Annotated in this window: 21 protein-coding genes, 1 tRNA gene and 1 pseudogene; 13 read left to right on the top strand and 10 right to left on the bottom strand. The window is 65.7% G+C overall.

What is annotated here, in order from left to right:
• Genes DEF76_RS13600 through DEF76_RS13585 form a run of 4 tightly spaced genes read left to right on the top strand, consistent with a single transcriptional unit; the run spans position 1 to position 3,529 of the window.
• A complete protein-coding gene (locus DEF76_RS13600) occupies positions 1 to 1,011 on the top strand; it encodes an ABC transporter permease (RefSeq protein ID WP_205216003.1) in 1,011 nt (336 codons plus the stop codon).
• Complete coding sequence (locus DEF76_RS13595; RefSeq protein WP_114912791.1) at positions 1,004 to 1,855, top strand: ABC transporter permease; 852 nt, start codon at positions 1,004 to 1,006, stop codon at positions 1,853 to 1,855. The genes DEF76_RS13600 and DEF76_RS13595 overlap by 8 nt, the downstream gene beginning before the upstream one ends.
• Positions 1,852 to 2,724, top strand: a complete 873-nt coding sequence (locus DEF76_RS13590; protein ID WP_114912790.1) for an ABC transporter ATP-binding protein — start codon at positions 1,852 to 1,854, stop codon at positions 2,722 to 2,724. Before DEF76_RS13595 ends, DEF76_RS13590 begins: the two co-directional genes overlap by 4 nt.
• Positions 2,717 to 3,529 (top strand): ATP-binding cassette domain-containing protein, encoded by an 813-nt coding sequence (locus DEF76_RS13585; RefSeq protein WP_114912789.1) that lies wholly within the window; start codon positions 2,717 to 2,719, stop codon positions 3,527 to 3,529. Before DEF76_RS13590 ends, DEF76_RS13585 begins: the two co-directional genes overlap by 8 nt.
• Before the next feature lie 95 nt (positions 3,530 to 3,624).
• On the opposite strand, the gene DEF76_RS13580 is transcribed toward DEF76_RS13585, so the two are convergent.
• Positions 3,625 to 4,344, bottom strand: a complete 720-nt coding sequence (locus DEF76_RS13580) for a transglutaminase-like domain-containing protein (protein ID WP_114913892.1) — start codon at positions 4,342 to 4,344, stop codon at positions 3,625 to 3,627.
• A gap of 63 nt (positions 4,345 to 4,407) precedes the next feature.
• Positions 4,408 to 4,497, bottom strand: a tRNA-Ser gene (locus DEF76_RS13575).
• Between the two features lie 224 nt (positions 4,498 to 4,721).
• Here DEF76_RS13575 and DEF76_RS20460 point away from each other — a divergent pair.
• Positions 4,722 to 4,931, top strand: a pseudogene (locus tag DEF76_RS20460) (hypothetical protein); the annotation flags it as partial.
• Here DEF76_RS20460 and DEF76_RS13565 read toward each other — a convergent pair.
• Positions 4,928 to 5,578, bottom strand: coding sequence for a trimeric intracellular cation channel family protein (locus DEF76_RS13565; protein WP_114912788.1), 651 nt, complete (start codon positions 5,576 to 5,578; stop codon positions 4,928 to 4,930). The pseudogene DEF76_RS20460 and the gene DEF76_RS13565 sit on opposite strands and share 4 nt — an antisense overlap.
• A 5-nt stretch (positions 5,579 to 5,583) precedes the next feature.
• Positions 5,584 to 6,876 (bottom strand): amidohydrolase, encoded by a 1,293-nt coding sequence (locus DEF76_RS13560; RefSeq protein WP_114913891.1) that lies wholly within the window; start codon positions 6,874 to 6,876, stop codon positions 5,584 to 5,586.
• Positions 6,877 to 7,352: 476 nt separating this feature from the next.
• On the opposite strand from DEF76_RS13560, the gene DEF76_RS13555 reads away from it, so the two are divergent.
• The 3 genes from DEF76_RS13555 to DEF76_RS13545 all read left to right on the top strand — a co-directional run bounded on the left by DEF76_RS13555 (position 7,353) and on the right by DEF76_RS13545 (position 9,846).
• Complete coding sequence (locus DEF76_RS13555; RefSeq protein ID WP_114913890.1) at positions 7,353 to 8,546, top strand: amidohydrolase family protein; 1,194 nt, start codon at positions 7,353 to 7,355, stop codon at positions 8,544 to 8,546.
• A 65-nt stretch (positions 8,547 to 8,611) separates the two neighbouring features.
• Positions 8,612 to 9,499: an alpha/beta fold hydrolase gene (locus DEF76_RS13550; RefSeq protein ID WP_114913889.1), complete on the top strand. Its 888-nt coding sequence runs from the start codon at positions 8,612 to 8,614 to the stop codon at positions 9,497 to 9,499.
• An 89-nt stretch (positions 9,500 to 9,588) separates the two neighbouring features.
• Positions 9,589 to 9,846, top strand: a complete 258-nt coding sequence (locus DEF76_RS13545; RefSeq protein ID WP_114913888.1) for a hypothetical protein — start codon at positions 9,589 to 9,591, stop codon at positions 9,844 to 9,846.
• 10 nt (positions 9,847 to 9,856) lie between these two features.
• Here DEF76_RS13545 and DEF76_RS13540 read toward each other — a convergent pair whose 3' ends face one another.
• Entirely contained in the window at positions 9,857 to 12,718 is a 2,862-nt protein-coding gene (locus DEF76_RS13540; RefSeq protein ID WP_114912787.1) for an ATP-dependent DNA helicase, read from the bottom strand.
• Between the two features lie 61 nt (positions 12,719 to 12,779).
• Here DEF76_RS13540 and DEF76_RS13535 point away from each other — a divergent pair, with 61 nt between their 5' ends.
• Complete coding sequence (locus tag DEF76_RS13535) at positions 12,780 to 14,390, top strand: lysine--tRNA ligase (RefSeq protein ID WP_240319008.1); 1,611 nt, start codon at positions 12,780 to 12,782, stop codon at positions 14,388 to 14,390.
• Positions 14,391 to 16,356: 1,966 nt separating this feature from the next.
• Here DEF76_RS13535 and DEF76_RS19950 read toward each other — a convergent pair.
• The 4 genes from DEF76_RS19950 to DEF76_RS13510 form a co-directional block, all read right to left on the bottom strand.
• Positions 16,357 to 17,634 (bottom strand): TRAP transporter large permease, encoded by a 1,278-nt coding sequence (locus DEF76_RS19950; protein WP_114912784.1) that lies wholly within the window; start codon positions 17,632 to 17,634, stop codon positions 16,357 to 16,359.
• A 16-nt stretch (positions 17,635 to 17,650) separates the two neighbouring features.
• Positions 17,651 to 18,193, bottom strand: a complete 543-nt coding sequence (locus DEF76_RS13520; protein WP_114912783.1) for a TRAP transporter small permease — start codon at positions 18,191 to 18,193, stop codon at positions 17,651 to 17,653.
• A complete protein-coding gene (gene dctP / locus DEF76_RS13515) occupies positions 18,174 to 19,202 on the bottom strand; it encodes a TRAP transporter substrate-binding protein DctP (protein ID WP_114912782.1) in 1,029 nt (342 codons plus the stop codon). The genes DEF76_RS13520 and dctP overlap by 20 nt, the downstream gene beginning before the upstream one ends.
• 121 nt (positions 19,203 to 19,323) lie before the next feature.
• Complete coding sequence (locus DEF76_RS13510) at positions 19,324 to 19,761, bottom strand: phasin family protein (protein WP_114912781.1); 438 nt, start codon at positions 19,759 to 19,761, stop codon at positions 19,324 to 19,326.
• A 192-nt stretch (positions 19,762 to 19,953) separates the two neighbouring features.
• On the opposite strand from DEF76_RS13510, the gene lepA reads away from it, so the two are divergent.
• A complete protein-coding gene (lepA, locus tag DEF76_RS13505) occupies positions 19,954 to 21,756 on the top strand; it encodes a translation elongation factor 4 (RefSeq protein WP_114913887.1) in 1,803 nt (600 codons plus the stop codon).
• A gap of 111 nt (positions 21,757 to 21,867) precedes the next feature.
• On the opposite strand, the gene DEF76_RS13500 is transcribed toward lepA, so the two are convergent.
• Complete coding sequence (locus DEF76_RS13500; RefSeq protein ID WP_162800662.1) at positions 21,868 to 22,548, bottom strand: lipid-binding SYLF domain-containing protein; 681 nt, start codon at positions 22,546 to 22,548, stop codon at positions 21,868 to 21,870.
• A gap of 259 nt (positions 22,549 to 22,807) precedes the next feature.
• Between DEF76_RS13500 and DEF76_RS13495 the strand changes: the two genes are divergently transcribed.
• The 3 genes from DEF76_RS13495 to DEF76_RS13485 are packed head-to-tail and all read left to right on the top strand — an operon-like array spanning position 22,808 to position 24,607.
• Positions 22,808 to 23,611, top strand: a complete 804-nt coding sequence (locus tag DEF76_RS13495; protein ID WP_114913886.1) for a TerB family tellurite resistance protein — start codon at positions 22,808 to 22,810, stop codon at positions 23,609 to 23,611.
• Complete coding sequence (locus DEF76_RS13490) at positions 23,608 to 24,336, top strand: N-acetylmuramoyl-L-alanine amidase (protein ID WP_240319007.1); 729 nt, start codon at positions 23,608 to 23,610, stop codon at positions 24,334 to 24,336. Before DEF76_RS13495 ends, DEF76_RS13490 begins: the two co-directional genes overlap by 4 nt.
• Positions 24,337 to 24,382: 46 nt before the next feature.
• Positions 24,383 to 24,607 carry an acetyl-CoA carboxylase biotin carboxyl carrier protein subunit gene (locus DEF76_RS13485; RefSeq protein WP_114912779.1) on the top strand — a complete coding sequence of 75 codons (225 nt, stop codon included), beginning with the start codon at positions 24,383 to 24,385 and terminating at the stop codon, positions 24,605 to 24,607.
• The last annotated feature ends 149 nt before the right edge of the window (positions 24,608 to 24,756 follow it).

Below are 24,756 nucleotides of genomic sequence, written 5' to 3'. Positions count from 1 at the left end.
TTGGCGATTCTCACTCGCTTTCTCGTGCGCCTCGCGACGACCGCCGTCACATTGTTTGGCGTTGCGGTGATCGTCTTCATCGTCGTCCGCGTCGTGCCTGGCAACCCGATCGCCATGATGCTGCCGCCAGGCGCGACAGGCGCCGATATTGCGCATCTCGAGGCGATGTATGGGTTGGACAAATCGATCCCGCAGCAATTCGTGATCTGGCTTCTTGCTGTTCTGCATGGCGATTTCGGCACCTCGATCTCACTTCGCCAGCCGGTGCTCGGGCTCGTGCTCAGCAGTCTGCCCGCTACACTCGAACTGGCCAGCATGGCGCTCGTCATCGCCGTCCTGATCGGCGGGGGGGCTGCGCTGATCGCCGCCCGCTATCGCGACACCCGGGTCGAAACGGTCATCGACGTCATCAGCGGTGCTGCGCTGTCGATCCCGGATTTCCTTTGGGGACTCCTGCTCATCATCGTTTTCGGCGTGCTGATCCCGGTGTTTAGCATCTCGGGTCGGATTTCGCCCGATCTCGATTTGAACTTCGACACACGGTTCTATTTGATCGAGAGTCTTGCGCGGCTGCGTTTGGACATCACCGCCAATCTGCTCGCCCATATGGTTATGCCAGCGCTTTCCCTCGCTTTGCCGCTGGCGGCGATCATCGGGCTAGTGCTCAAGCAATCCCTCAAAGAAACGATGGAACTCGACTATGTCACGCTCGCCCGCACCAAGGGCTACGGCGAAACCCGTGTCATCCTGCGCGAAGCTTTGCGCAACGCGCTCTTGCCGACCCTGACGCTGACCGGGGTCCAGTTCACCTTCCTGATCGGCGGCACGGTGATCGTCGAGCGGTTGTTTTCCTATGAGGGGCTTGGCAACATGGCGATCGATGCGGTGATCAACCGTGATTTGCCGCTGATCCAGGGGATTGTGATCTGCTTTGCGGTGATTTTCACCGTGATCAATCTCGTCGTCGATCTTACCTACGCCGCGCTCAACCCGAGGCTGCGCCATGTTTGATGGGCGTGGCGCGGCCAAGCGGCGGGCCGGAGCGCGGCTCTGGCTATCGGGTGGGTGGCTCGTGGTGGTGCTGATCCTGTCGGTCTTCGCGCCGCTGGTCGCGCCGCAGGATCCGCTGGCGCAGGATCTGATATCCCGGCAATTGCCGCCTTTCTGGGGGCACGGTGCCGAACCCGGCTTCTGGCTCGGCACCGACAGCCTTGGCCGCGACGTGCTCAGCCGGATCATCTGGGGTGGCCGGATCGCTCTGCAGGTGGCATTCGTCGCCGGCACACTCACCGCCATCGTCGGCTCTTTTCTCGGGCTTGTCGCCGGTTTTTATCGGGGCTGGGGCGACCGCGTCATCTCGCGTCTCATCGATATCTGGATGGCGTTTCCGCCAGTCTTGTTCGCGATCCTGCTGGTTGCCGTGCTCGGCCCCGGGCTGCGCGCGATCATCATTGCGATTGTGGTGATCGATTGGACCCGCTTTGCCCGGGTGATCCGGGCCGAGACGATGAACCAGGGCGCGATGGACTATGTCGCGGCGGCGCATGTCGCGGGATTTTCCCGCAGCCACACGCTGATCATGGAAATCCTGCCCAACGTCCTGCCGACGATCGTCGCCCTGCTGTCACTGGAAATGGGCATTGCCATCATTGTCGAAGCGATTTTGTCGTTTGTGAACCTCTCTATTTCGACGGATGCGCCGAGCTGGGGCGGCATGATCGCCGAGGGGCGCACGACGATTTATCAGGCGTGGTGGGTGCTGGTGTTCCCGCTGATCACCTTGTTCTTCACCGTTCTCGGCTTCAGCCAGCTCGGCGAGGGCCTCAAAGATCGCTTCGATCCGGTGCTGCGGTGAGCGCGTTTCTCGAAATCGACAATCTCAGTGTCGCCCTAAAAAACGGCCCGCGGCTTTTGCGTTCGGTCTCGCTGCGGGTGGAGAGGGGCGAGGTGAGGGGCCTTGTCGGCGAAAGCGGGGCTGGCAAAAGCATGATCGGCAAGGCTGTTCTCGGCATTCTGCCGCGCGCAGCCGAAATAGTCGAGGGGCGCATCCTTCTCGCAGGCGTCGATCTTCTGTCACTGCCCGCCGCGCGACGCCGCCATTGGATCGGCCAGACGACAGCGTTGATCCCACAGGATCCGCTGACCGCGCTCAACCCCTCGCATCGGATCGGGCCGCAGATCACTGACCGGCTGGTTGACATCCTCGGCTGGACGCGCGCGCGGGCCGAGGCGCGCGCGCTCGAACTGCTGGCCGAGGTGCATATCCCCGAACCCGCCCGGGTGATGCGCAACTATCCTCATGAACTCTCGGGTGGTATGCGTCAGCGTATCCTGATCGCCTCGGCGTTCGCGGCCGAGCCCGGCCTCATCATCGCCGACGAACCGACGACGGCGCTGGATGTCACGGTGCAAAAGCAGATCCTGAAAATCATCGCCGGCATGCAAGCCCGTCACGGCACGGCGCTTTTATTCGTCACCCACGATCTCGGTGTGGTCTCGAAAATCTGCCAGAATCTATCCGTGCTGTATGCCGGCAAAATACTCGAGGACGCGCCCGTCGCAGATTTCTTCCGCGCGCCGCAGCACGCTTATTCCGCGGCGCTGCTGGCGGCAACGCCAAAATATACCGATCCGGAGCGAAGCTTGATGCCGGTGAAACCTGCGGTGCTGGCCGCTGTGCAGGCCGAGATAGCGGCGGCCGACCAGGCGTGGCGCCATGTCTGAGCGGGCGCTGCTTGAGGTCGAAAACCTTCATCTTTCCTTGCCCGATCTGACCGCGAAACCTTTGTTTCGGCCCGCGCCCCGGATTGAGATTCTCCGCGGCCTCGCGTTCGAGATCCGGCGCGGCAGCGTGCTTGGAATTGTCGGCGGTTCGGGCTCCGGCAAATCGACGCTCGCCCGCACGCTGATCCGGCTTTTGGAGCCCACCGACGGGCGCATCGTCTTCGATGGGCGCGACATCACCCATCTCGACGAAGAGGCGTTGCGGCCGCTGCGGCGCCGGTTCCAGATGATTTTCCAGGATCCGCTATCCTCGCTCAATCCGCGCCGCCGCGTGAGTGGCATCATCGCCGCACCGCTTCGTCTTCATGGCCTCGACGAGATTGAACGCCGGGTGGACGAGGCGCTCGATCATGTCGGCCTGCCGCGCAGCTTTCGCAGCCGGTATCCGCACGAGCTTTCGGGCGGCCAGCGTCAGCGTATCGGCATTGCGCGTGCCATCGCGCTACGGCCGGAATTCATCCTCGCCGATGAGATCGTCTCCGGCCTCGATGTCTCGAGCCAGGCGCAGGTGCTCCACCTGCTCGAGGATTTGGTGAAGGAGTTGGGGCTGACATTGGCTTTCATCAGCCACGATCTCTCCGTCATCCGGCGGCTCTGCGACAACGTGATGGTGTTGCATCGGGGCGAGATCGTGGAAATGGCGCCAACCGCCGAGATCTTCGCGGCACCGCAGAATGACTATACGCGTCGGCTGTTGGACGCGATCCCGCTGCCCGACCCCGATCAGCCGAACTGGCATCATTAATCGCGGGTTTTCACGCCGGTATCTGGCGACGCGGCTGGCCCCGGGTTTGGCGGCGTAATTGTGGGCCCGCCATAAGAGCCGCGCGTCTCCGGCCGTCAGTCGCCGCCGCGCGCCTCGGTCTCGAAATCCCCCTCCGCCTGAGTCCAGATCGCGCTTGCCGGATAAGCCTCGGCGAAGGCGGCGAGGATTTCGGCGCGCGGCACATCGCTGAAGCTGCCGCGGGTGCGGACATATTCCATGTGCCGCCGGCCGCTGGCATCAAAGGGATGGAACACGGAATCCTTCTGCCCATCGAACTCGAGCGGCAGGATGCCGGCCTTCTCGCAGAGTGAGCGGTTGAAGGCAGGCGTTGCCTTCACCCAGCGCCCGTCGAGAAACATCTCTGTATAGCCATGAAAAACAAAGACATCGGTCTGCATCGTGGCGCGCAGCCGAGCGCTGGTGAGGTGGTTTTTCACGTCCGCGAAGCCTAGCCGCGCGGGGATACCGGCGGCGCGGGCGACGGCGGCGAGCAGGGCGGCTTTGGTGATGCAAAATCCGTAGCCGAGGGTGAGGGAGCGGCTGGCTTTGAGCCCGTCCTCGCTGAGATCGATCCGATAAGGATCATAGCGGATCTCATCGCGCACGGCATAATAGAGCGCAACCGCCCGCAACCGCGTGTCTTCCTCGTCGGCATGGGCGCGCGCGAAAGCGACGATCGCCGGATGGTCGCTGTCAACGAAGCGGCCAGGGGCGAGATCGGCGGCGCTGGGGCGCGCCGCGCGCCCTGTGGCCGCAGCGCTGTGGGCTTGGGCCAAACCGGGGGAAGACTGCATGTCGATAGTATCCATTGCGTTGCGGGAAAGCGCCTAAATAACGTAATATCAATCCATTAGCCGTGGCGGAGAGGGTGGGATTCGAACCCACGGTACGCTTTCACGCACACACGCTTTCCAAGCGTGCGCCTTAAGCCGCTCGGCCACCTCTCCTCAGGATGCAGACGACGTTAGCAGAGCCGACAAAGAGCGCCAAGCCGGCTCCGCCATGCTGCTCGATAGCGTGTGCCCGGATGACCTCATCCGTCGCCCGATCGGCCTCGTGCCTTGGCGTTCGACCCGATCGAGGCGGGCCTGCGGGAACGGATCCGCGGTTTCCTTGAGACCATGCTCGAGGGGGCGCTGATTGCCGCGACTTCCTCGCCGCCAAATGGGCCGATCAGCGCAAGGTTCCGCAGATCGCCTTCAAGCCCGATTGGACGAAGCACGCCAAGGCGGCGCGTAGGCATCGACCACCATGCCGGACGCGGCCTCGCCATGTCTCATTGCGCCATCGCCGCTCGTCTCTGAGACGAGATTTCCCCGTGCGAAAGACGCCGCCCCGAACGAGGGCGACAGGGAAACATGCGATAACCATGCCATGTTAGGGCGGCAGATTGCCGGCCGATCCCGACGGTTTTGCTGACGCTACCGGTAACTTCCAGCCGCGATAGAGCGCCATCAGACGGAGGAACACGCATAAGGCGATACCCACCAAACCTACGGCGACAGGCTGCAATCCGATCGCGCTCCCAGCGACGACCACCAACGCACCGGCCAGCGCAGCGACAGCATAGATATCCGCGCGCAACACTGTCGGCACCTGTGCCGTCAAGACATCGCGCACCATGCCGCCGCCGATCCCACTGATCATCCCAAGGACCGCCGCCATCGGCCAGTTAACGCCATAATCCAAAGCTTTTTGCGTTCCGGCAATCGCAAAAACACCCAGTCCCGCCGCGTCAAAAAACTGAACCGGTTGCTGAAGGCGATAAAATAGCCTGAAGAAGCGAAAGACCAGCAATCCGGCGACAACGGCGAGAGCCAGATTGTGCCAATTGGCAATCGACTCAGGCGGAACGGCGCCGATGAGAACATCCCGGGCAATTCCCCCAGCGACGGCGGTTACGAAGGCAAGCACAAGCACGCCAAAGAGATCCATTCCCCGTTCGACGCCTAATGCCGCGCCGCTGATCGCAAAGACAAAAGTGCCCACCAAATCGAGCACCCGGACCAGCAAAGCGGCCGAACTCATCCCGGTCAGGACCTTGGCGCTTTCGCAACAAGCCAGGCACCGGCGGCGGCCAGCATCGCTTCGACACCCGTGCGCAGTGTCGGATGAATAACAGGGGCGAAGTCCGGCGCATGATTTGCGGGAAGCTCGTCCACTTTGCCGGCCTTCTCGGCCGCGGCAAAGCGCGCCGGATCGATGCCACCAACCACCCAGAAGACAGCCGGCACATCCCACGCCGCGCCGAACAAGCCAAAATCCTCGCTGGCGGTGGCAGGTTGTACTTCGTGCACGCGCTCGGTGCCAAAATGCGCCGCCAATGCCGAAACGACCCTGTGCGTCGCCGCCTCGTCATTACGAGTGACAGGATACTCGCTGAGCACAGAAAAGCTGGGAGGTTTCGGCGCGCCTGACGCTTCTGCCTCCGCCTCCAGGATCCGCTTGATCGCCGCAAGTACGCGCGCACGTACCTGATCCTTGAAGGTCCGGACATTGAGCCGCAGCAGGGCGTGATCCGGTATGACATTCTCGTTCATACCCGCTCGCAAGGTGCCGACAGTGACGACGGCGCTGTCCGTCATCGCCACCTCGCGTGAGACAACCGTCTGGAGCCGCATGACGGCTGACGCCGCCATGACCACGGGATCAATGCTTTTCTGGGGCATGGAGCCGTGTGCGCCACGCCCGAACAGGGTTACCTCCCAACTATCTCCGGCCGAGAGCATCGTCCCCGTCCGCCAGCCTATCTCTCCCGCGCTCAGCGGCATCACATGCTGCCCCAGCGTTACGTCAGGTTTGGGGAATCGCTTGACCATGCCATCGGCGATCATCGCACGGGCGCCCTGCGCGGTCTCCTCTCCGGGCTGGAACACGGCCATCACCGTGCCGCCCCAGGCGTTACGATTTTCGGCAAGAATCCGTGTCGCGCCCATCAGCCAGGCCACGTGCATATCGTGGCCGCAGGAATGCGCAATCGCCGTCGGCTGATCAAAGCGGTCGGTTCCGCGCGCCCGACTGGCATAGGAGAGGCCAGTGCTTTCCTGGATCGGCAAGGCATCCATGTCGGCACGCAGCATAACCGTCGGCCCATCCCCGTTGCGAAGCAGCCCGACGACACCGGTTCCGCCGATTTTCTCCGTAACCTCGAAACCCTGCCGCGTAAGCCATGCCGCGGCGATGCCAGCGGTTCGCTCCTCCTGCATGGACAATTCGGGATTGGCATGGAGATCTTTATAAATTTCCTCGAGTTCGGCGAGCAGCGCATCCGTCGGCCCCGGCAGTGGCGCCGATGCAAACGGGGCTTTCACGGCATCGATGGACATCATGTCTCTCCTTGCGCGAGAGAGTCTCGCGGCGGGCTCGAAGGTGTGACCGGATCACAACGAAAGGGCAATCGCTCCCATCCGGTCGCCGCGAGCAGTTCTCCGGCAACACGCAATGCGGCATCAAACGGGAGAGCGTCAGGATGTTCCACCAAAGACAAAAGCTGGAGCACCTGGGCGCGTCGGAACCTATCCTGACCTGCTGAGCCGGCGGCACACAAGCTGCACATTTCAGCCTCCAACGCGGACGGCTTTTCGACCTTGTGGCGAGGCTGAACCGGCGATGCCGCCCTGTCAACGCGCCGGGCTTGCGCTGTTTTTTATACGCCCCTTCGGAAATTCCGGGAGGACGATGTCTCATCATCATTGGCACGGAGGGAGGCGAACCATCCAAGCGCCGTGATACGCATGTGACGGCTTGCTTCAATCCGAGAGAACGTCGTTCAATAGTGACCTTGATCAAGGAGATCCCCCTCATGGCACTCGCCGCCGGACCGGAAACCCAAATCGGCAAGCTCGTCATTCGCAATATCGGGCTGATGCTCTCGGGCGCGCTCGAAGCCCCCATCCTCGACGCCGATACCATCGTCGCCGAGGGCGGCCGGATCACCGCGTTCGGGCGCGCGAAGGATTGCGACACCGGGGACGCGCGGGTGGTGATCGACGCGCAGGGGACGGCGCTCGCCCCCGGCCTCATCGACAGCCACGTCCATCCCGTGTTCGGGGATTGGACGCCGCGCCAGAGCCAGCTCGGCTGGATCGAAAGCTGCCTTCATGGTGGCGTCACCACCATGATCTCCGCCGGCGAGGTGCATCTCCCCGGCCGCCCGCGCGACATCGTCGGCATCAAGGCGCTGGCGATCACCGCCGAGCGCGCTTTCACCAATTTCCGCCCGCTCGGCGTCAAGGTCCGCGCCGGCGCGCCGGTGCTCGAGCGTGGCATGGTGGAGAGCGATTTCGCCGAACTCGCCGCCGCCGGCGTGAAGCTGCTCGGCGAGGTCGGGCTCGGCACCGTCAAAGCCGGCTATGAGGCCAAGGAGATGGTGGCGTTCGCGCGCAAATACGGCATCCAGAGCACCATCCATACCGGCGGGCCGAGCGTGCCGGGCTCGGGCTATATCGATGCCGATACCGTGCTCGAAGCTGATGCCGACATCATCGGCCACATTAATGGCGGCCACACCGCCTTGCCACTCCGGCAAATCCGCTGTCTCTGCGAGGGCTGCGGGCGCGGCATCGAGATCGTCCATAACGGCAACGAACTCGCCGGCCTCAGCGCGCTCCGCTTCGCGCGCGAACTCGGCCAGCTTGCGCGCGTCATTCTCGGCACCGACAGCCCGGCCGGCTCCGGCGTGCAGCCGCTCGGCATCCTGCGCTTGATCGCTTTTCTTGCGAGCTTCGGCGAAGTCCCGGCCGAGACGGCGTTCTGCTTTGCGACCGGGAACACGGCGCGGCTCCGCGCCCTCGATGGCGGCCTGATCGAGGTCGGCCGGGCGGCCGATTTCGTGCTGATGGACCGCGCCCAGCACAGTTCGGGAAAGGATCTCCTGGAAAGCGTGCGCTTGGGCGATCTCCCCGGCATCGGCATGGTGGTGATCGATGGCATCGTCCGCGCCGGGCGCAGCCGCAACACCCCGCCGGCTGAACGCATTCCGGTGATCGTCGCCTGATCTCTCGGCATTTTCCGGTGCCGGCGCTAGAGTGGCGCAAAGAGCGAGGCCGCGAGGAGGAAACCATGCCGCATGCCCGGACCGACGATGGCGTCAACCTGCATTACGAGGAAACCGGCCGCGGCACGCCGATCGTCTTCGTTCATGAATTCGCTGGCGATTGCCGCGCCTGGGAGCCGCAGCTCCGCCATTTCGGCCAGCGCTACCACGCCATCGCCTATAACGCGCGCGGCTATCCGCCGTCGGACGTGCCGGCTGACCCGACGCAGTATTCCCAAGCCCGCGCGGTTGCCGACATCGTCGCCGTGCTCGATCATCTCGGTATCGTGCGGGCGCATATCGTCGGCCTCTCGATGGGCGGCTTCGCGACCCTCCATTTCGGGCTGACGCATCCCTCGCGCGCGCGCTCGCTCACGGTTGCCGGGTGCGGCTATGGCGCCGAGCCGGAGGGGCGGGCGGCGTTCCAGGCCGAGGCAGAGGCGACGGCGGCCTATCTCCAACGCGAAGCGATGGCCGATTTCGCCGCCAAATATGGCGACGGGCCGACCCGCGTGCAGTTTGCGAACAAGGATCCGCGCGGATTTGCGCAGTTCCGCGCGATGCTCGCCGAGCATTCGGCGCTGGGTTCGGCCAATACCCAGCTCGGCGTGCAGCGCGCCCGCCCCTCGCTCTATGATCTGACGCACGAGATGGCGCGGCTCGACGTGCCGACCCTGATCCTGACCGGCGATGAAGACTGGCCCTGCCTCAACCCCGCCCTCCTGATGAAGCGCACCATCCCGACCGCCGCACTCGCGGTGATGCCGAATTGCGGCCACACCATCAATCTCGAGGATCCCGATCAGTTCAACCGCATCGTCGGCGATTTCCTCGCCCAGGTCGATGCCGGACGTTGGCCGACGCGCGACCCGCGCGCCCTCGGCCGCTCCGCGACCGGCATGCTGGCGCCGTAAGGAGGTTGCGAAACAACTGCCGGACACGCTATATCTAAGCTAGTAATTTGCGAATGATTCGCAACTTTGCTCGGAAGGCGACCCAAGCCATGGCCCAGGCCAACCTCTTCTCCGGCCACGATCGGCCGATCAGCCGGCGCTGCGAACGCGCCGTGGTCACCGCCTATCGCGAGCTGCGTAGCTTTGGCACCCCCGATCCCGACGCGTTCCGCAGCTGCACCACGCTCTATCGCATCCATCATCCGGAGGCGTCGCTGAGCGAAGCGCGCCGCCTGGTCGCGGAATGGATCGACCATCACGTCATCCGCGACGATCCCGGCCCGACGCCGGGCTGCGCCTGCGACTGAGCGGCGGCGATCATTTTTTCGCCGCCTCGGCGACGCCCTCGCTGAGAAACGCCGCCGTCGCCGCGACCGCGGCGGCGAGGCCCGTCCGCTGGATCGGAACCCCCTCGGGAAACGCCGGGTAAAGCCGGGTCGGCAGACGCCGGTCGAGCAGCACGAACACCCCGCGATCACCATCACTCCGGATCAGCCGTCCGAACGCTTGGCGCAGGCGAAGCCGCGCCAGCCGGTCGTCATAAGCCCCGGGCGCGCCGCCGGAGAGATGGATCCGCCGTTCGCGGTGCAGGATATCGGGGCGCGGCCACGGCACGCGCTCGAACACCACGAGGCGTAACGCGCGGCCGGGCACATCGACGCCATCGCGCATCGCATCGGTCCCCAAAAGACAGCTTTCCTCCTCGGCGCGGAAAATATCGACCAATGTTGCGTTGTGCATGGCATCGACATGCTGGGCGTAAAGCGGAATGCCAGCCGCGGCGAGCGCCGGGGCAAGCCGGGCATGAACCGCGCGAAGCCGACCGATCGCGGTGAAAAGCCCGAGCGCGCCGCCGCGCGCGGCGAGAAACAGGGCGCGAAAGGCGCCGGCGAGGGCGGCGATGTCGCCGCCGGCGATGTCGTCGACGATAAAGACCCGGGTTTGCGCTGCGTAGTCGAATGGGCTGGGGAGTGCCGCGCGCACCGCCGGGCGCGGCAGATACCCCGCCCCGACCCGCGCCTCGGCGGCTTCCCAAGCGGCAACGGGATCGCCCGCCCCCTCGTCGCGGAGGGTCGCCGACGTGATCAGAACGCCGTGCGCCGGTGCGGCGAGGGTGGCTGCGAAAGGTTCGGTCGGATCGAGCCAATGGCGGTGGAGGCCAACTTCGATCCCGCCGCCAGGCAGCGTCTCGCGGCGCAGGAAGGTTATGAAACGCGGCCGCGTGCCGGGCGCGGGCGGCGGTTCGGCGAGGGCGGCCAGCATCTCGCGCCACGCCGTAAGTCGCTCCAAAGCGCGCCGGCCAAGGGTGCGGCAGGCGGCGGCGATGCGGTTGCGGGTCGCGCTGTCGAGCGTCTCCGCCGCATCCTCGAGCCGCGCCTGGAGCCGCGTGCGCAGCGCCGCCAGCGGGGCCGCGAGCCGCGCAAGCGCCCGCTCCAGCGCCGCGGCGGCGGCGATGACGGCCGGGTCGAGCGGGTGGAGATCGACCTCGCGCGGCATCCCCGCGCTCTCTGGCGGGCGTTCGGCGCCGGGCGTGCGCGCGAGGATTTGGCGGTTGAGGGCGTGGAAAAACGCCTCCGCTGGGTTCGCCGGGCCAATCGGATCACCGGCGAGATCGCCGCTTTCTGGCCCCTCGCCGCCCGCGAGCCGGCCCGCCCAGCCGGGTGCCGGCAAGGCCCGCGCTGCGATCAGCGCCGCTTCCAGCGCGGCCTCGAGCGGCGCGAGCCCCGCGACCAATTCGCCGACCCGGGCGCGCAGGCCGCGGGCGCGCGAGCGCGACCCCTCGGCCCCGAGCAGCCAGCGGCGCAATTCCGCGGCCTCCACCCCCGACAGCACGGCGGCGAAAGCGGCATCGGCGGCGTCGAACAGGTGGTGCCCCTCGTCGAAAACATAGCGGGTCGGCACCGCGCTCTCCTCCGCGCCCTCGCCCCAGTTCCAGAAATGCGCCGCCTGATTCATCACCAAGGCGTGATTGGCGATGACCAGTTCAGCGCTCTCGGCGCGGCGGATGGCGTGCTCGACGAAGCAGCGCCGCCAATGCGCGCAGGCGGCGTGGATGCATTCGCCGCGCCGGTCAGCGAGCGCCAGGATCGCGCCCTGGCCAAAAAGTTCGGCGAACCAGCCGGGAAGATCGCCGCCCTGGATGTCGCCGTCTTGGGTCGCGAGCGCCCAGCGCGCGATGAGCCCGAGCGCGAGCGGCGGGACGGTAAGCCCCATACCCTGCGCCGCGTCCTGGAAATTGAGCAAGCAGAGATAATTCTCCCGCCCTTTGCGCACCACCGAAAGCTGCCGCCGCGCCGCCGGATCGGGATAGAGGCGGGCGAGTTCGCCCTCGATCTGGCGCTGCAAATGCCGCGTAAAGGTGCTGATCCAAACCGGGCCCTGATTGCGCTGCGCCCAGAGACTGGCCGGGGCGAGATAGCCCAGCGTCTTGCCGGTGCCGGTGCCGGCCTCGGCGAGCACGAGATGCGGCGCGCCGCGTTCGGCGCGCGGGGCGAAGGCTTCGGTCGCGGCGGCGGCATAGTCGGATTGGCCGGGCCGCGCCTCGGCCTTGGCGCCGAGGATCTCCGCGAGCCGCCGCCTTGCCTCGGCGGCGCCGACGGGATGCGCCGAAGGCGGCGGCAATGGCGCCGTCTCCGGCCATTCCGGCAAACGCCGCCAGACCGCGAGCGCCTCCGCCGACGGCAGCGCCGCCGGCTCGTCGAGCGCCGCCAGCACCGCCTCGGCCCAACCCCAGCCGGCGCGCCCAAGCCCCGCGGCAAGCGCTGCCGCGTCGCGGTTTTGCGGCAGCCGGCGGGCGCGGGCGAGGTCGGCAAGCAGGGACGCGGCAAACCCCGCGAGCTGGCCGACCTGCTCGGCGGGATCGGCGCCGGGCGTCGGCTGATCGAAAAATCCGGCGAGCCCGCGCGGCGTCGGCACCAGCGCCCGCGCCGGATGGACGAAGGCGAAGAGCTCGAGAAGATCGAGCGCCGGCCGCGGCCGGATGCCGAGCCGTCGCCATACCGCCGGGGCATGTACGAGGAGCGGCGGCGGCAAAGCGGCGAGGGGGCCGGTGATGGCGGCAGGTGGCCCGGCGATGATCTCGCCCGCCGGGGTCAAAAGCGCTGCCCGCCCCTCGACGGCGACCAGAGCGGGGGATTGCCGCGGGGACGAGGCGCGGGGCGGCGGGGATGATTGTGACATTGCCGAATTATAAGGCGTCTTGCACATTGACCAAGATCGGGGTGGTTTCTAGCTTGCGTTCATGACGGACACATTTCGCAACATGGCGCCACCCTCCCCGCAATCGCTGCTCGCTGACCTGCCCAAGGCGTGGCCGTTCGAGGAGGCCGCCAAACTCGCCGCGCGGCTCGCCAAAACCGGCGCGCAGCGGGCGCTGTTTGCGACCGGCTACGGCCCTTCCGGCCTTCCCCATATCGGCACGTTCGGCGAGGTCGCCCGCACCTCCTGGGTGCGCCATGCGTTTGGCGTGCTCACCGGCATGCCGTCTCGGCTCATCGCTTTCAGCGACGACATGGATGGTCTGCGCAAGGTGCCGGACAATGTGCCCAACCGCGCAATGCTGGAGAGCCATCTCGGCAAGCCGCTCACCCGGATCCCCGATCCGTTCGGCACGCATGAAAGCTTCGGCGCCCATAACAATGCCCGTCTGCAAGGGTTTCTCGACACCTTTGGCTTCGATTATCAGTTTGCCTCGGCGACCGATTATTACACCGCCGGGCGGTTCGATGACGCCTTACTGCGCCTGCTCGAAGTCTATGACGAGGTGATGGCGGTCATTCTCCCGACCCTCGGCCCCGAACGCCGGGCGACCTATGCGCCGGTTCTGCCGATCCATCCCGAAACCGGCATCGTCATGCAGGTCGCCCTCACGAACATCGACCGCGACGCCGGAACCGTCGCTTGGCGCGATCCCGAGAGCGGCAAATCCTACGAAACCCCGGTAACCGGCGGGCATTGCAAACTGCAATGGAAGGCGGACTGGGCGATGCGCTGGCATGCGCTCGGCGTCGATTACGAAATGTCGGGCAAGGATCTGATCGACAGCGTGCGGCTTTCGGGAAAAATCTGCCGCATCCTCGGCAGTATGCCGCCCGAGGCCTACACCTACGAATTGTTCCTCGACGAAAACGGCCAGAAAATCAGCAAATCGAAGGGCAACGGGCTCTCCGTCGAGGATTGGCTGCGTTACGCGCCGCCCGAGTCGCTCGCGCAATTCATGTACAACGCGCCGCAACGCGCCAAGCGGCTCTATTTCGACGTGATCCCGCGCGCCGTCGATGAATATCTCGGCAATCTCGAGCGCGCCCACGCCCAGGATGGGGCGGCGCTGATGGCGAACCCGGTCTGGCATATCGGCGGCGGCGCCATCCCCGTCGAGGATGTGCCGCTCTCGTTCACGCTGCTGCTCAACCTCGCCGCCGTGGTCAATGCCGAACGCGCCGATATTCTCTGGAGCTTCATCCGCCGCTATGCGCCGGCGGCAACCCCGGAGGGCAATCCGCTGCTCGCCCGCCTCGTCGAGCACGCGCTCATCTATTATCGCGATTTCATCCGCCCGGCGAAGCGCCATCGCGCCCCCGATGACCTCGAGCGCACGGCCCTCGCGGAACTGGCCGCGGAACTTCCGCATCTCGCGCAAGGTGCCGATGAGACGGCGATCCAGACCCTGCTTTACGACATCGGCAAGCGCCATCCGTTTCCCGATCTTCGCGCCTGGTTCGGCACCCTCTATCAGGTGCTGCTCGGTCAGGCGGAGGGGCCGCGTTTCGGCAATTTCGTCGCGATCTATGGCATTCCGGAAACCATCGCGCTGATCGAGGCGGCGCTCGCGCGCCCCGCCGATGCCGCCTGAGGCGCCAGCACTCTCTGCCAAGCCGGTCCGGCGGGCGGTTTTTTCGCTGCGCCATGTGCCGCCGCTGCTCGGGCTCGTCCTGCTGATTGCGGCGGTGTTCGTGGTCCAGCGCGAATTCCGCTCGCTCCGGCTCGAGGACATCATCGCCGCACTCGACGCCATCCCCGAGCGCGCGCTGGCGAGCGCCTTTGGCTTTACCCTGCTCGCTTATGGTGTGCTGACATTCTATGACCGGCTTGCGATCATTTATGCCGGGGCGCGGGTTTCCTATTGGCGAACCGCGTTCGCTTCGTTCTGCGCCTATGCGCTCTCGCATAATCTTGGTTTCGCCGCGGTGTCCGGGGCGGCGGTGCGGTTTCGCCTCTATGCCCATTGGGGCCTCACGCCGGTGCAGATCGGCAAGGTGATCGCCTTTTGCAGCCTCACCTTCGGCCTTGGCGGCATGGTGTTGGGCGGTGCGATCCTGTTCGTCGAGCCCGGCGCGGTGCCTTTGTTCGGCGACAAGCTGCCGCCTTATCTTCCCGCCGTCGCCGGCGCTGGCCTTTGGGCACTGGTGCTCGGCTATCTCTGGATTGCCCGCAGCCTCGGCCATCTTCGCCTGTTCGGCCATGACATCGCGCTGCCCGACAGCCGGATGGCGGTTTTGCAGGTGATGATCGCCGCCGCCGACGTCGCCGTGACCTCCCTGATCCTCTATGCGCTTTTGCCGCCGGCGCCGGGGCTCAGCTATCTGCGGTGCCTTGCGGTCTATGTCGTCGCGACCAGCGCCGGCCTGCTCGCGAGCCTGCCGGGGGGGATCGGCGTCTTCGACAGCCTCGTCCTGCTCGGCCTCTCGCCCTATCTCGGTGCGCCGCAGATTGCCGGCGCGATCATCGTCTTTCGGCTCTATTATTCGATCATTCCGCTGTTCCTCGCCGGCGGCCTGTTCGCCGGCAACGAAATTCTCTTGCGCGGGCGCGAGATCCTGCCGGGCGGGGCGACGGCGCCGGGCTGGATCGCCGGTCTCGGCAGCTGGAGCGAGCCGGATTTCGCGGTCGCGATCGCGACCGGGGCGGTGACGATCTGCGGCGCCATGCTGCTTTTGCTCGGCGTCGTCGGGCCGATGCCGGACATGTCGTGGGTCGATGCCGATCTTGCCGAGTTGAGCACGCCCTCGGGACAATTCATCCCCTCGCTGCTCGGCGCCGGGCTGCTCGCCCTTGCCTTCGGGCTCTCGCGGCGTGTCACCCTGGCCTGGGGGGCGGTGGTGGTGCTGCTTTTGGTCGCCGCCGCGGTGACCTTCGTCGAAGGCGTGCGCTGGTGGGTGCCGACCATGCTGCTCGCGGCGACGGCGCTGATCGCGCCGTTCCGGCGGGCGTTTTACCGCCATGTCCATCTCACCTCCGACCCGTTCGATCTCGCCGCATCGCTGCCGCTGCTCGCGCTGGTGCTCTGCGTCATCACCCTTTCCGCTTTCGAGCATCATGTCCGCGGCCTCGCCGATCAGAGCTGGTGGGAGGTGGTCGCCTCGCCGCAAGCGCCCAATGGGCTCCGGCTCAGCCTCGCGCTCGCGGTCGGCTTGGGGATCCTCGCGATCTGGCAATTGCTGCGCCCGGGGCAGGTGCGGCTCGATCCCTGGAGCAGTGACGCGCGGCGGCGGTTCCAAGCGCTCGGCGGCACGCCGCCTCCGGCGGCCGATGGCCTGCTCTGGGGGGAAGCGGGTGACGCGGCGCTGCCGGTGCGGCGGTTCGGCCATCTCGTTGTCGGGCTCGGTGACCCCGTCGGCGCGGTCGCCGATCGGGTTTCGGCGATCTGGCGGCTGCGCGATCTCGCGACCCAGGAAGGGGCGACGCCGGCGGTCTGGCAAGGCGGCGAAGCCCTGCTCGGGGTCTATGCCGATATCGGCCTCTCCGCGGTTCCGGCCCCCGGTGAGGCGGGACACTACGCGCTTTGCCGCACCGAGCGCGATCTCACGCTTTTGCTCGCCTCAATGGAACACGAGATGGGGCAGCCAGAGGGTGAGGATCGGCACATAGGTGATGATCCCGAGCACGACCAAGAGCAGGATCAGAAACGGCAGGATGCCACGGATCACCTCGCCGATGGGCGCGTTTGAGATCGTCGACAGCACGAAGAGATTGAGCCCGACCGGTGGATGGACGAGGCCGATTTCCATGTTGTGGGTGAAAATGATGGCGAAATGCACGGGATCGACGCCGAGCGGCACCAAGGCCGGCGCCAGCACCGGCAGCACCAGGAGGAGCGTTGCCGTCACCTCCAGAAAGCAGCCGAGCACGAGTAACAAAACATTGATCGCGAGCAGGAATTGCCAGGTGCGAAACCCGTGCGCGACGGTGAAATGGACAAGCGCGGCGGGAATGCCCGATTGCGTCATCCAATGGCCGAAAGCGAGCGCCGAGGCGACGATCAGCATGATCGCGCCGGCGCTGCGCAACCCATCGGCGACCACCGCCAAGGTCTCCGCGGGGTGAAAGCCGCGGTAAAAGACCAGGCTGACGAAGAGGGCCACCACCGCCGCGACCGCCGCCGCCTCGGTCACCGTCACCAGCCCGCCATAGATCCCGACCAAAACCACCGCCGGCACCGCGAGTGCGGGCAGCGCCGCCCAGGTGACGGCGAGGCGGCGGCGCCAGGGCAGGGACGGCTCGATTGGGAAATGATTGCGCCGCGCCGTGTACCACACCCAGCCGAAAAACGCCGCCGCCTGTAAGAGGCCCGGCAGGATGCCGGCAAGAAACAGGCGCGGCACCGATTGCTCGGCGACGATGCCATAGAGAATGAGCGCGATCGAAGGCGGCACGACGATGCCGATGGTGCCCGAGGCGCCGATGACGCCGAGCGCGAAGGAACGCGGATAGCCGCGCGCTAGCATCGCCGGCAAGAGGATGGTGCCCATCGCCAGCGCGGTCGCGACGCTCGAGCCGCAGATCGCGGCAAACAGCGTGCAGGCAACAACCGTGACGAGGCCGAGCGAGCCGCGCACGCCGCCGAGCCAGGCAACAGCGAGATCGACCAGCGCCTGCGCAACCCCGCCGCGGCGCATGAAGGCGGCGGCCATGACGAAAAGCGGCAACGCCATCAGCGTCGTCGAATTGAGCTGATCGATGATCACCTGCGCAACGCCGACCAAAGGCTGGCCGGAGACCGCATAGAGGATGGCGGCGCACACCCCGAGCACCAGAAAAATCGGCAGCCCGACGGCGAGCAGGCCGAAAAACAGCACGAGAAAGAGGAGAACGGTCATCGCCCGAAAAACGCGCTTATTCGGTGCGCGTTACGTCGCTGCGGCCGATCGTCATCCGGCGCGCATCGAACGCGAAAAGATAGCGACCGAGGCGCGCGAGATAGCGGAGCGCCATCAGCCCGCCGCCGACCGGGAGGGCGAGATAATAGAGCCACATCGGAAATTGCAGATCGGTCGAACTCCGCTCATCGAGCAGCCAGGCGGTCGCGACGATCTGCCAGCCATAATAGACGAGACCGGCGCAGAAAACGACCGCGACCAAGGAGTTGGCGATCTCGAGCCAGCGCTGGCCGGCGGGGGAAAGCAGCCGCAAGACGACATCGGGGCGGACATGGCCATCACTCCGCGCGAGTTCGGAGGCGACGATCATCACCGCCCAGACCAGGAGATAGACGATGACCTCCTCGGCCCAGGAGATCGCGTGCGCCGGCGCGAGATAACGGCCCAGCACCTGGACGCTGCCGGCAAGCAGCGCCGCGAGCCCGAGCAACCCGACGATGACGCGTTCGGCCCGCGACCAGAGCGCGCGCGCGCCGCGCTCAGGCGGCGGTGCCGACATCTTCGCTGACCAGACGGACCATGTCCGGCGATACCTTGATCTCGCGCGCGACTTTGTCCTGCTCGGCCAGCATCTTCTTGCGCTCGGCGGCGACCTGATCGGCGGGCGGGACGGTGTAGGTCACGCCATGGGCGATCAATTTTTCGCGCGCGGCGTCCTGATCGGCCTGCATATTGGCGCGGTAGGTCGGGATGTTCGCGGCCCAAAGATCGGTCATCAGTTTCTGCAGATCAGGCGCAAGGCCGCTCCAGAAGCTATTGGCGACGATCGGGATATATTCGCCGACGAATTGATGATCGGCGAGGACGTATTTCACCCCCGCTTCCCAGAGCTGGGCGCTGGCGACGCTTTCATCGGTGCTGACGAGGCCATCGAAGGTGCCCTGCGAGAGGGCCAAGGGCACGTTCGGCCAGGCGGTGGTATTGGGGATGGCGCCGAAGAAGCGCGCCCGCCAGGCTTGGCCGGCGCCGCCGGAGTTGCGGATCTTAAGGCCGCGCAAATCTTCGAATGCGGTGAGCTTATGGGACGCCGCGTACCAATTCTGATAGCCGAGATCGAGCCAGGGGCCGAGAACATGACCGCGCAAGCGCTTGTCGATCTCGCCATTCACCATGGCGCCGGCGCGGCCATCGACCACCTTGTGGGTGACCGAAAAGGGCTGACCATAAAGGGCGGGGAGTTGGAAGAGATCGCAATCGGGAATGAAGCCGGTCATCGTCCAGGTGCCGGGGCAGGCCATTTCCACTTGCCCCTGGATCAGCGCTTTCGAGACATCGAGATCAGAGAAAAGCTGCCCGCTTTGGAATAATTCGGTTTTGATCCGGCCTTCTGACGCGGCATCGAGCTTTTTGAGATAATCGGCGAGCGATTTGTTGCGCCCGTGCGAGGGCGCGGTGTCGAGCGAGCAGCGGAGCCGGATCGCGGCGTCTGCCCGGGCGTGGCGCAACACTGCCGGCATCGCGAGAATGGCCGCGCCGAGGGCGCGGCGGCGGGTCAAGCACGGCGTCATGGATCACTTCCTCCCGATCGCAACCGCTCGATCTCAGGGGATCGATGCGGGCGCACTCTCTGGGCAAGCCTGCCCCGCCGTCAAGGGGAGAATGGCCGCGGCGCGCGGGCCGCACCAACGCTCAGCGGTCGGAGCCCGCTTTCTCCATCACCGCGCGCATTTCCTCCATGGCCTCCATGAAGCGGCGGTTGAGGATCTCCACCGCCTCGCCATTGGCGCGCTGAATAAGCTCGCTCAGCTCCTTGGCGTTGCTTACCGCCCGCTCATAGGCGCGGCGCACCAGCTCGGCGTGTTTGGCGGCGCGTTGGGTGGGGTTTTCAGGGGTGCTGAGGAGTGCCACCGCCTCGCTCATCTCCGCCATGTTCTGCTGCAGGATTTCCATGTTGCGCCGCGCCACCGCCTGTGCCCCCTCCATCGCGATCCGGTTGGCCATGGTGAAAACCTCGATATTGCGGCGATAGGCGCCGAGCAGCCCCTCCATATCCGGCATCTGCGGCATTTTCATCTCGCCGAACACGCCACCGAACGGGGCTTCGCCGGGTTTTTTGGCATTGGCCATGGTTTTATCCTCTATACCTGAAAGGGTCATCGGAAGCGGCGTTCATCCTAGGCGTTTTCATAGCCGGCGCGAGATGAAATTTCGCGCGAGCAGGCGGCCGGATCGAAAATACGCCCCCGAGATCGCGTCCCCGAGATCGCACCCCCGAGATCACGGCTGACAGCGGCGCGAAAACTGCTTATGTCGCGCTCCATGACCGAAACACCGCTCGAACTGATCCGCAACTTCGCCATCATCGCCCATATCGATCATGGCAAATCAACCCTCGCCGACCGCCTGATCGAGGCCACCGGCGCGCTCTCCAACCGGGAAATGACGGCCCAAGTGCTTGATACCATGGAGATCGAGCGCGAACGCGGCATCACGATTAAGGCCCAGACCGTCCGCCTCAGCTATCGCGCGCATGACGGCAAGACCTACGTCCTCAATCTCATGGACACGCCCGGCCATGTCGATTTCGCCTATGAGGTGAGCCGCAGCCTCGCCGCGTGCGAGGGCTCGCTCCTGGTCGTCGATGCGAGCCAGGGGGTGGAGGCGCAGACCCTGGCCAATGTCTATCAGGCGATCGAGGCCGGGCACGAAATCGTGCCGGTTCTGAACAAGATCGACCTCCCCGCCGCCGAGCCCGAGCGCGTGCGCGCCCAGATCGAGGAGGTGATCGGGCTCGACGCCGCGGACGCGGTGATGATCAGCGCCAAAACCGGGCTCAATATCGAGGGCGTGCTCGAAGCCCTCGTCACCCGCTTGCCGCCGCCTTCGGGCGATGCCGCGGCGCCGCTCAAGGCGCTGCTCGTCGATAGCTGGTACGATCCTTATCTTGGCGTCGTCATCCTGGTGCGGGTCAAGGACGGGCGGCTCGCGCGCGGCCAGCGCATCCGCATGATGGCGACCGGCGCTGTCCATGTCATCGAGCAGACCGGAATCTTCTCGCCCCGCCTGCAGCCGGTCGCCGATCTCGGCCCGGGCGAAATCGGCTATATCACCGCCGGCATCAAAACGGTCGCCGATTGCCGGGTCGGCGACACGCTCACCGATGATCGCCGCCCGGCACAAACGCCGCTGCCCGGCTTCAAACCCTCGGTGCCGGTGGTGTGGTGCGGGCTCTATCCGGTGGACGCCGACGATTTCGAGAAATTGCGCGATAGCCTCGGCAAGCTCCGCCTCAATGATGCGAGCTTCCATTACGAGCCCGAGACCTCGGCCGCGCTCGGTTTTGGCTTTCGTTGCGGCTTCCTCGGGCTTTTGCATCTCGAGATCGTGCAAGAACGCCTCGCGCGGGAATTCGATCTCGACCTCATCGCGACCGCGCCCTCGGTGGTCTATCGCATCCATCGCACCAATGGCACCATCGAGGATCTGCACAATCCGGCCGACATGCCCGACGGTAGCGTCATCGACCATATCGAGGAGCCCTGGATCAAGGCAACCATCATGGTGCCGGACGAGTATCTCGGCGCTGTCCTCACCCTCTGCAACGAGCGACGCGGCCAGCAGGTCGATCTCACCTATGTCGGCAACCGCGCGATGGCGGTCTATCGCCTGCCGCTCAACGAGGTGGTGTTCGATTTCTATGACCGTCTGAAATCGGTCTCACGCGGCTATGCCAGCTTCGATTACCAGATGGACGGGTACGCTGAGAGCGATCTCGTGCGGATCTCGATCCTGGTGAATGGTGAGCCGGTCGATGCGTTGGCCTTCATCGCCCACCGCGCCGCCGCCGAGGCTCGCGGGCGGGCGATCTGCCTCCGGCTCAAGGAGCTGATCCCGAAACAATTGTTCAAAATCGCGGTGCAGGCGGCGATCGGCGCCCGGGTGATCGCGCGCGAGACCATCGGCGCGCTCGCCAAGGACGTCACCGCGAAATGCTATGGCGGCGATATCTCGCGCAAGCGCAAGCTTCTCGAGAAACAAAAGGAAGGCAAGAAGCGGATGCGCCAGTTCGGCAAGGTGGAGATCCCGCAATCCGCTTTCCTCGCCGCGCTCAAGACGAATTAGCTACCCGCGCGGCGCGAGTAAGGTTAAGTCAAGGAGGTTCTTTTTTGAAAAAAAGAACCAAAAAACGTTCGGCCGTTGCGGCAGTGCCGATGGCACTGCCGCCCCCGAATATCAGTTGCCGAGCGCCTTGATCAGGGCATCGGCCTTGTCGTTCTTCACTTGGCCGGCGATGATTTCCTTCGCCGTCACCGCCTTGCCGTAATAGGCCTTGTCATAATCCAGGCTCTGGGACACGTCCGAGCCAGCCAGTGCTAGGCCGCCGAACGCACCTTCTGACTTCGACCAGATCACGACATCGGCGCCAGTGAGCTGATCCTGCGTCGCCGTGTTCAGATCGGCGAGCGCGAGCCCGCCCTGCGCCTTCATCGTGAAGGTGCTGGTCTGCAGCATGCTATTATAGGCTTTGTCGGTCATGACGAACATCACGACCGCGCTTTCCTCCATGCCGATCTGCACGCCGAGCGAGATCGAGGTCGAATCATAAAACGCCGGATCGCTCCAGCCACCGGTCCGCGCGAGCAGGACACCCTTGCCGTGCGAAGCGCCAATGCCAATCCCGCCCTTGATCATGTCGGGAAAAATGACCACCGCCTTGGCTTTCTGCAACAGCGGCGTCACCTTCGCCGCCGCCGCCGTCTTCATCACGCCGACGGTATGGGTCGCGCTATCCACCAGACTCTGCTCGTCGCTCACGCCTGGTTTCGAGGATTCGCCGCCGCCGAACGCACTGCATCCGGCGAGCGCGAGAACACCGAGCGCGGTCAGCGCGGTGAGCCGAAAACTCTTGAACATGCGAAATTCCCTATCCTTGTTGTGGCCAATGAACGACGCGCCGAGGAAAACGCCGGCGGGCGCGAAGAGAGGCGTGCGAACCCTAGGAAGTTCGCCGGACCGAGGCAACCCCGGCACGCCCCGCGATACCCTTGAAAAGATGGCGAAGGCAATGCGTTCCAGGGCGGGCGACGCGGCAGCTTGGTCACATCCGCGTGGGGCGGGCGCGGGATGAAGCCATTTTGCGCCGCGCACGGCGGCCATGCTAGAGGGCCGAAGTATGGGATATTGGGGCAAGATCATCGGCGGGGTCGCCGGGTTCGCCATGGGCGGCCCGTTTGGCGCGGTGGTCGGGGCGGCCCTCGGCCATGCCGCCGATACGGGCGCGATCGGGCAGGGCGTCAATGGCCTCAAAGCGGCGCGCGGCGGCTTCAACCCGCTCAACCCGGCCCGTGTTGCCGCCTTGCTCGGCCGGCGCGAGCAGCTTTTCGCGATCACCGTCGTCGTCCTCGCCGCCAAGCTCGCGAAATGCGATGGCCCGGTGGTCCGCGCCGAGATCGACGCTTTCCGCCAGCATTTCCGCATCCCGCCCGCCTCGGTGCGCGATATCGGCCGCCTCTTCGACCAAGCGCGTGACAGCCCCGAGGGTTTCGAGCCCTATGCCGACCAGCTCGGCGAGAGTTTCGCCGGCCATCGCGGCGTGCTCGAGGACGTGCTCGTCGCGCTCTTCGCCATCGCCCGCGCCGACCGCCCGATCAACATGGCGGAGACCGAGTTTCTTGCCCGCGTGCATCAGGGATTCGGCCTCGGCCGCGCCGCTTGGGAGCGCGCGACCGGCATCGCCGGCGGCCGCGCCACCCGCCCCCCGGAGGGCGACGCGGACGACCCCTACGCGATCCTCGGCATCGATGCCAGCGCCAGCGACCAGGAGGTCCATCTCGCCTGGCGCCGCTTGATGCGCGAAAATCATCCCGACACGCTCGCCGCGCGCGGTGTGCCAGCGGAATTCATCGCGCGCGCGAGCGAGAAAGCGAGCCGTATCAACGCCGCCTGGGACCGCATCAAGCGCGAGCGTGGCCTGTGAGCCTCTGGATCGAGGATCGCCCGAGCCCCAATCACGACGCCCGCCCGCAAGCGACCGCGATCGACATGATCGTGCTTCACTATACCGGGATGGCGAGCGCCGAGGCGGCGTTGGCGCGGCTCGCCGATCCGGCGGCCGAGGTCTCGGCCCATTACGTCGTCGCCGAGGACGGGCGGATCTGGCGCATGGTGCCCGAGGCGCGCCGCGCCTGGCACGCCGGCATCGCCTATTGGCGCGGCGCGACCGATATCAACGCCCGCGCGATCGGCATCGAAATCGTCAACCCCGGGCACGACGCGCTCTATCCGCCGTTCCCGGTGCTGCAACTCGCCGTGGTCTGCGATCTCTGCCTCGATATTCTCTCCCGCCACGCGGTGCCGGCGCGCAACATCGTCGGGCATTCCGATATCGCGCCGGAACGCAAGCGCGATCCGGGCGAGAAATTCGACTGGCAGGGGCTGGCGCAGAATGGCGTCGGGCTCTGGCCCGAGGGTGTCCCCGATCTCGGCACCGGCGGCGTGGTGCGGGATGCCGAAAGCCTGCGCGATGTCCGCGCCGCGCTCGCCGAGATCGGCTATCGCGTCGCCCCGGAAGGCGCGCTCGATCCCGCGCTGTCGACCGTGTTGCGCGCCTTTCAGCGCCATTGGCGCCCCGAGGCGATCACCGGCCAAGCCGATTCCGGCACCCTCGCTCGCCTCCTCGCGGTCGTTCGGATGTTGGAATAAAAGGTTATTTTGTAAGAATTAAACGTCTCGTGAGAGGGGCTTCGGCATGGCCGCGATCAAACTTTATTCTGACCTCAATGCCATGGTTTTTCGCATCACCGTCGCCGAAGGCGACAGGGTCGCGGCTGGCGAGACCTTGTTGCTCCTCGAATCGATGAAAATGGAAATTCCGCTGGCGGCGCCGGCAGCGGGGCGGGTCGCGGCAATTTTGGTGCGCGAGACCGATTTGGTGGGTGAGGGCGACGCGCTGATGCTGTTCGTGCCGGATTGAGCAGAGCTTGGCCGAGATCCGGCACGACCTGCCCTGGGACCGTGACTCCATGGCAACATATGAAAAATGAGATTGACGTGGCATGCGTTACCGGTTTATTAGCGGATAATTAACGTTTGCCGCCGCCATGCGCGAGGAAAAAGTCGAGG

The sequence above is a fragment of the Acidibrevibacterium fodinaquatile genome (assembly GCF_003352165.1).
Lineage (GTDB): Bacteria > Pseudomonadota > Alphaproteobacteria > Acetobacterales > Acetobacteraceae > Acidibrevibacterium > Acidibrevibacterium fodinaquatile.
Note: the sequence above shows the minus strand (reverse complement) of the source record. Positions and strands in the feature narration are given on the sequence as shown.

Excerpts from the sequence above, each read along its gene's own strand:
- DEF76_RS13595 (WP_114912791.1), top strand. The coding sequence starts at position 1,004 with ATGTTTGATGGGCGTGGCGCGGCCAAGCGGCGGGCCGGAGCGCGGCTC.
- DEF76_RS13585 (WP_114912789.1), top strand. The coding sequence starts at position 2,717 with ATGTCTGAGCGGGCGCTGCTTGAGGTCGAAAACCTTCATCTTTCCTTG.
- DEF76_RS13580 (WP_114913892.1), bottom strand. The coding sequence starts at position 4,344 with ATGCAGTCTTCCCCCGGTTTGGCCCAAGCCCACAGCGCTGCGGCCACA.
- DEF76_RS13565 (WP_114912788.1), bottom strand. The coding sequence starts at position 5,578 with ATGAGTTCGGCCGCTTTGCTGGTCCGGGTGCTCGATTTGGTGGGCACT.
- DEF76_RS13560 (WP_114913891.1), bottom strand. The coding sequence starts at position 6,876 with ATGTCCATCGATGCCGTGAAAGCCCCGTTTGCATCGGCGCCACTGCCG.
- DEF76_RS13555 (WP_114913890.1), top strand. The coding sequence starts at position 7,353 with ATGGCACTCGCCGCCGGACCGGAAACCCAAATCGGCAAGCTCGTCATT.
- DEF76_RS13550 (WP_114913889.1), top strand. The coding sequence starts at position 8,612 with ATGCCGCATGCCCGGACCGACGATGGCGTCAACCTGCATTACGAGGAA.
- DEF76_RS13545 (WP_114913888.1), top strand. The coding sequence starts at position 9,589 with ATGGCCCAGGCCAACCTCTTCTCCGGCCACGATCGGCCGATCAGCCGG.
- DEF76_RS13540 (WP_114912787.1), bottom strand. The coding sequence starts at position 12,718 with ATGTCACAATCATCCCCGCCGCCCCGCGCCTCGTCCCCGCGGCAATCC.
- DEF76_RS13535 (WP_240319008.1), top strand. The coding sequence starts at position 12,780 with ATGACGGACACATTTCGCAACATGGCGCCACCCTCCCCGCAATCGCTG.
- DEF76_RS19950 (WP_114912784.1), bottom strand. The coding sequence starts at position 17,634 with ATGACCGTTCTCCTCTTTCTCGTGCTGTTTTTCGGCCTGCTCGCCGTC.
- DEF76_RS13520 (WP_114912783.1), bottom strand. The coding sequence starts at position 18,193 with ATGTCGGCACCGCCGCCTGAGCGCGGCGCGCGCGCGCTCTGGTCGCGG.
- dctP (WP_114912782.1), bottom strand. The coding sequence starts at position 19,202 with ATGACGCCGTGCTTGACCCGCCGCCGCGCCCTCGGCGCGGCCATTCTC.
- DEF76_RS13510 (WP_114912781.1), bottom strand. The coding sequence starts at position 19,761 with ATGGCCAATGCCAAAAAACCCGGCGAAGCCCCGTTCGGTGGCGTGTTC.
- lepA (WP_114913887.1), top strand. The coding sequence starts at position 19,954 with ATGACCGAAACACCGCTCGAACTGATCCGCAACTTCGCCATCATCGCC.
- DEF76_RS13500 (WP_162800662.1), bottom strand. The coding sequence starts at position 22,548 with ATGTTCAAGAGTTTTCGGCTCACCGCGCTGACCGCGCTCGGTGTTCTC.
- DEF76_RS13495 (WP_114913886.1), top strand. The coding sequence starts at position 22,808 with ATGGGATATTGGGGCAAGATCATCGGCGGGGTCGCCGGGTTCGCCATG.
- DEF76_RS13485 (WP_114912779.1), top strand. The coding sequence starts at position 24,383 with ATGGCCGCGATCAAACTTTATTCTGACCTCAATGCCATGGTTTTTCGC.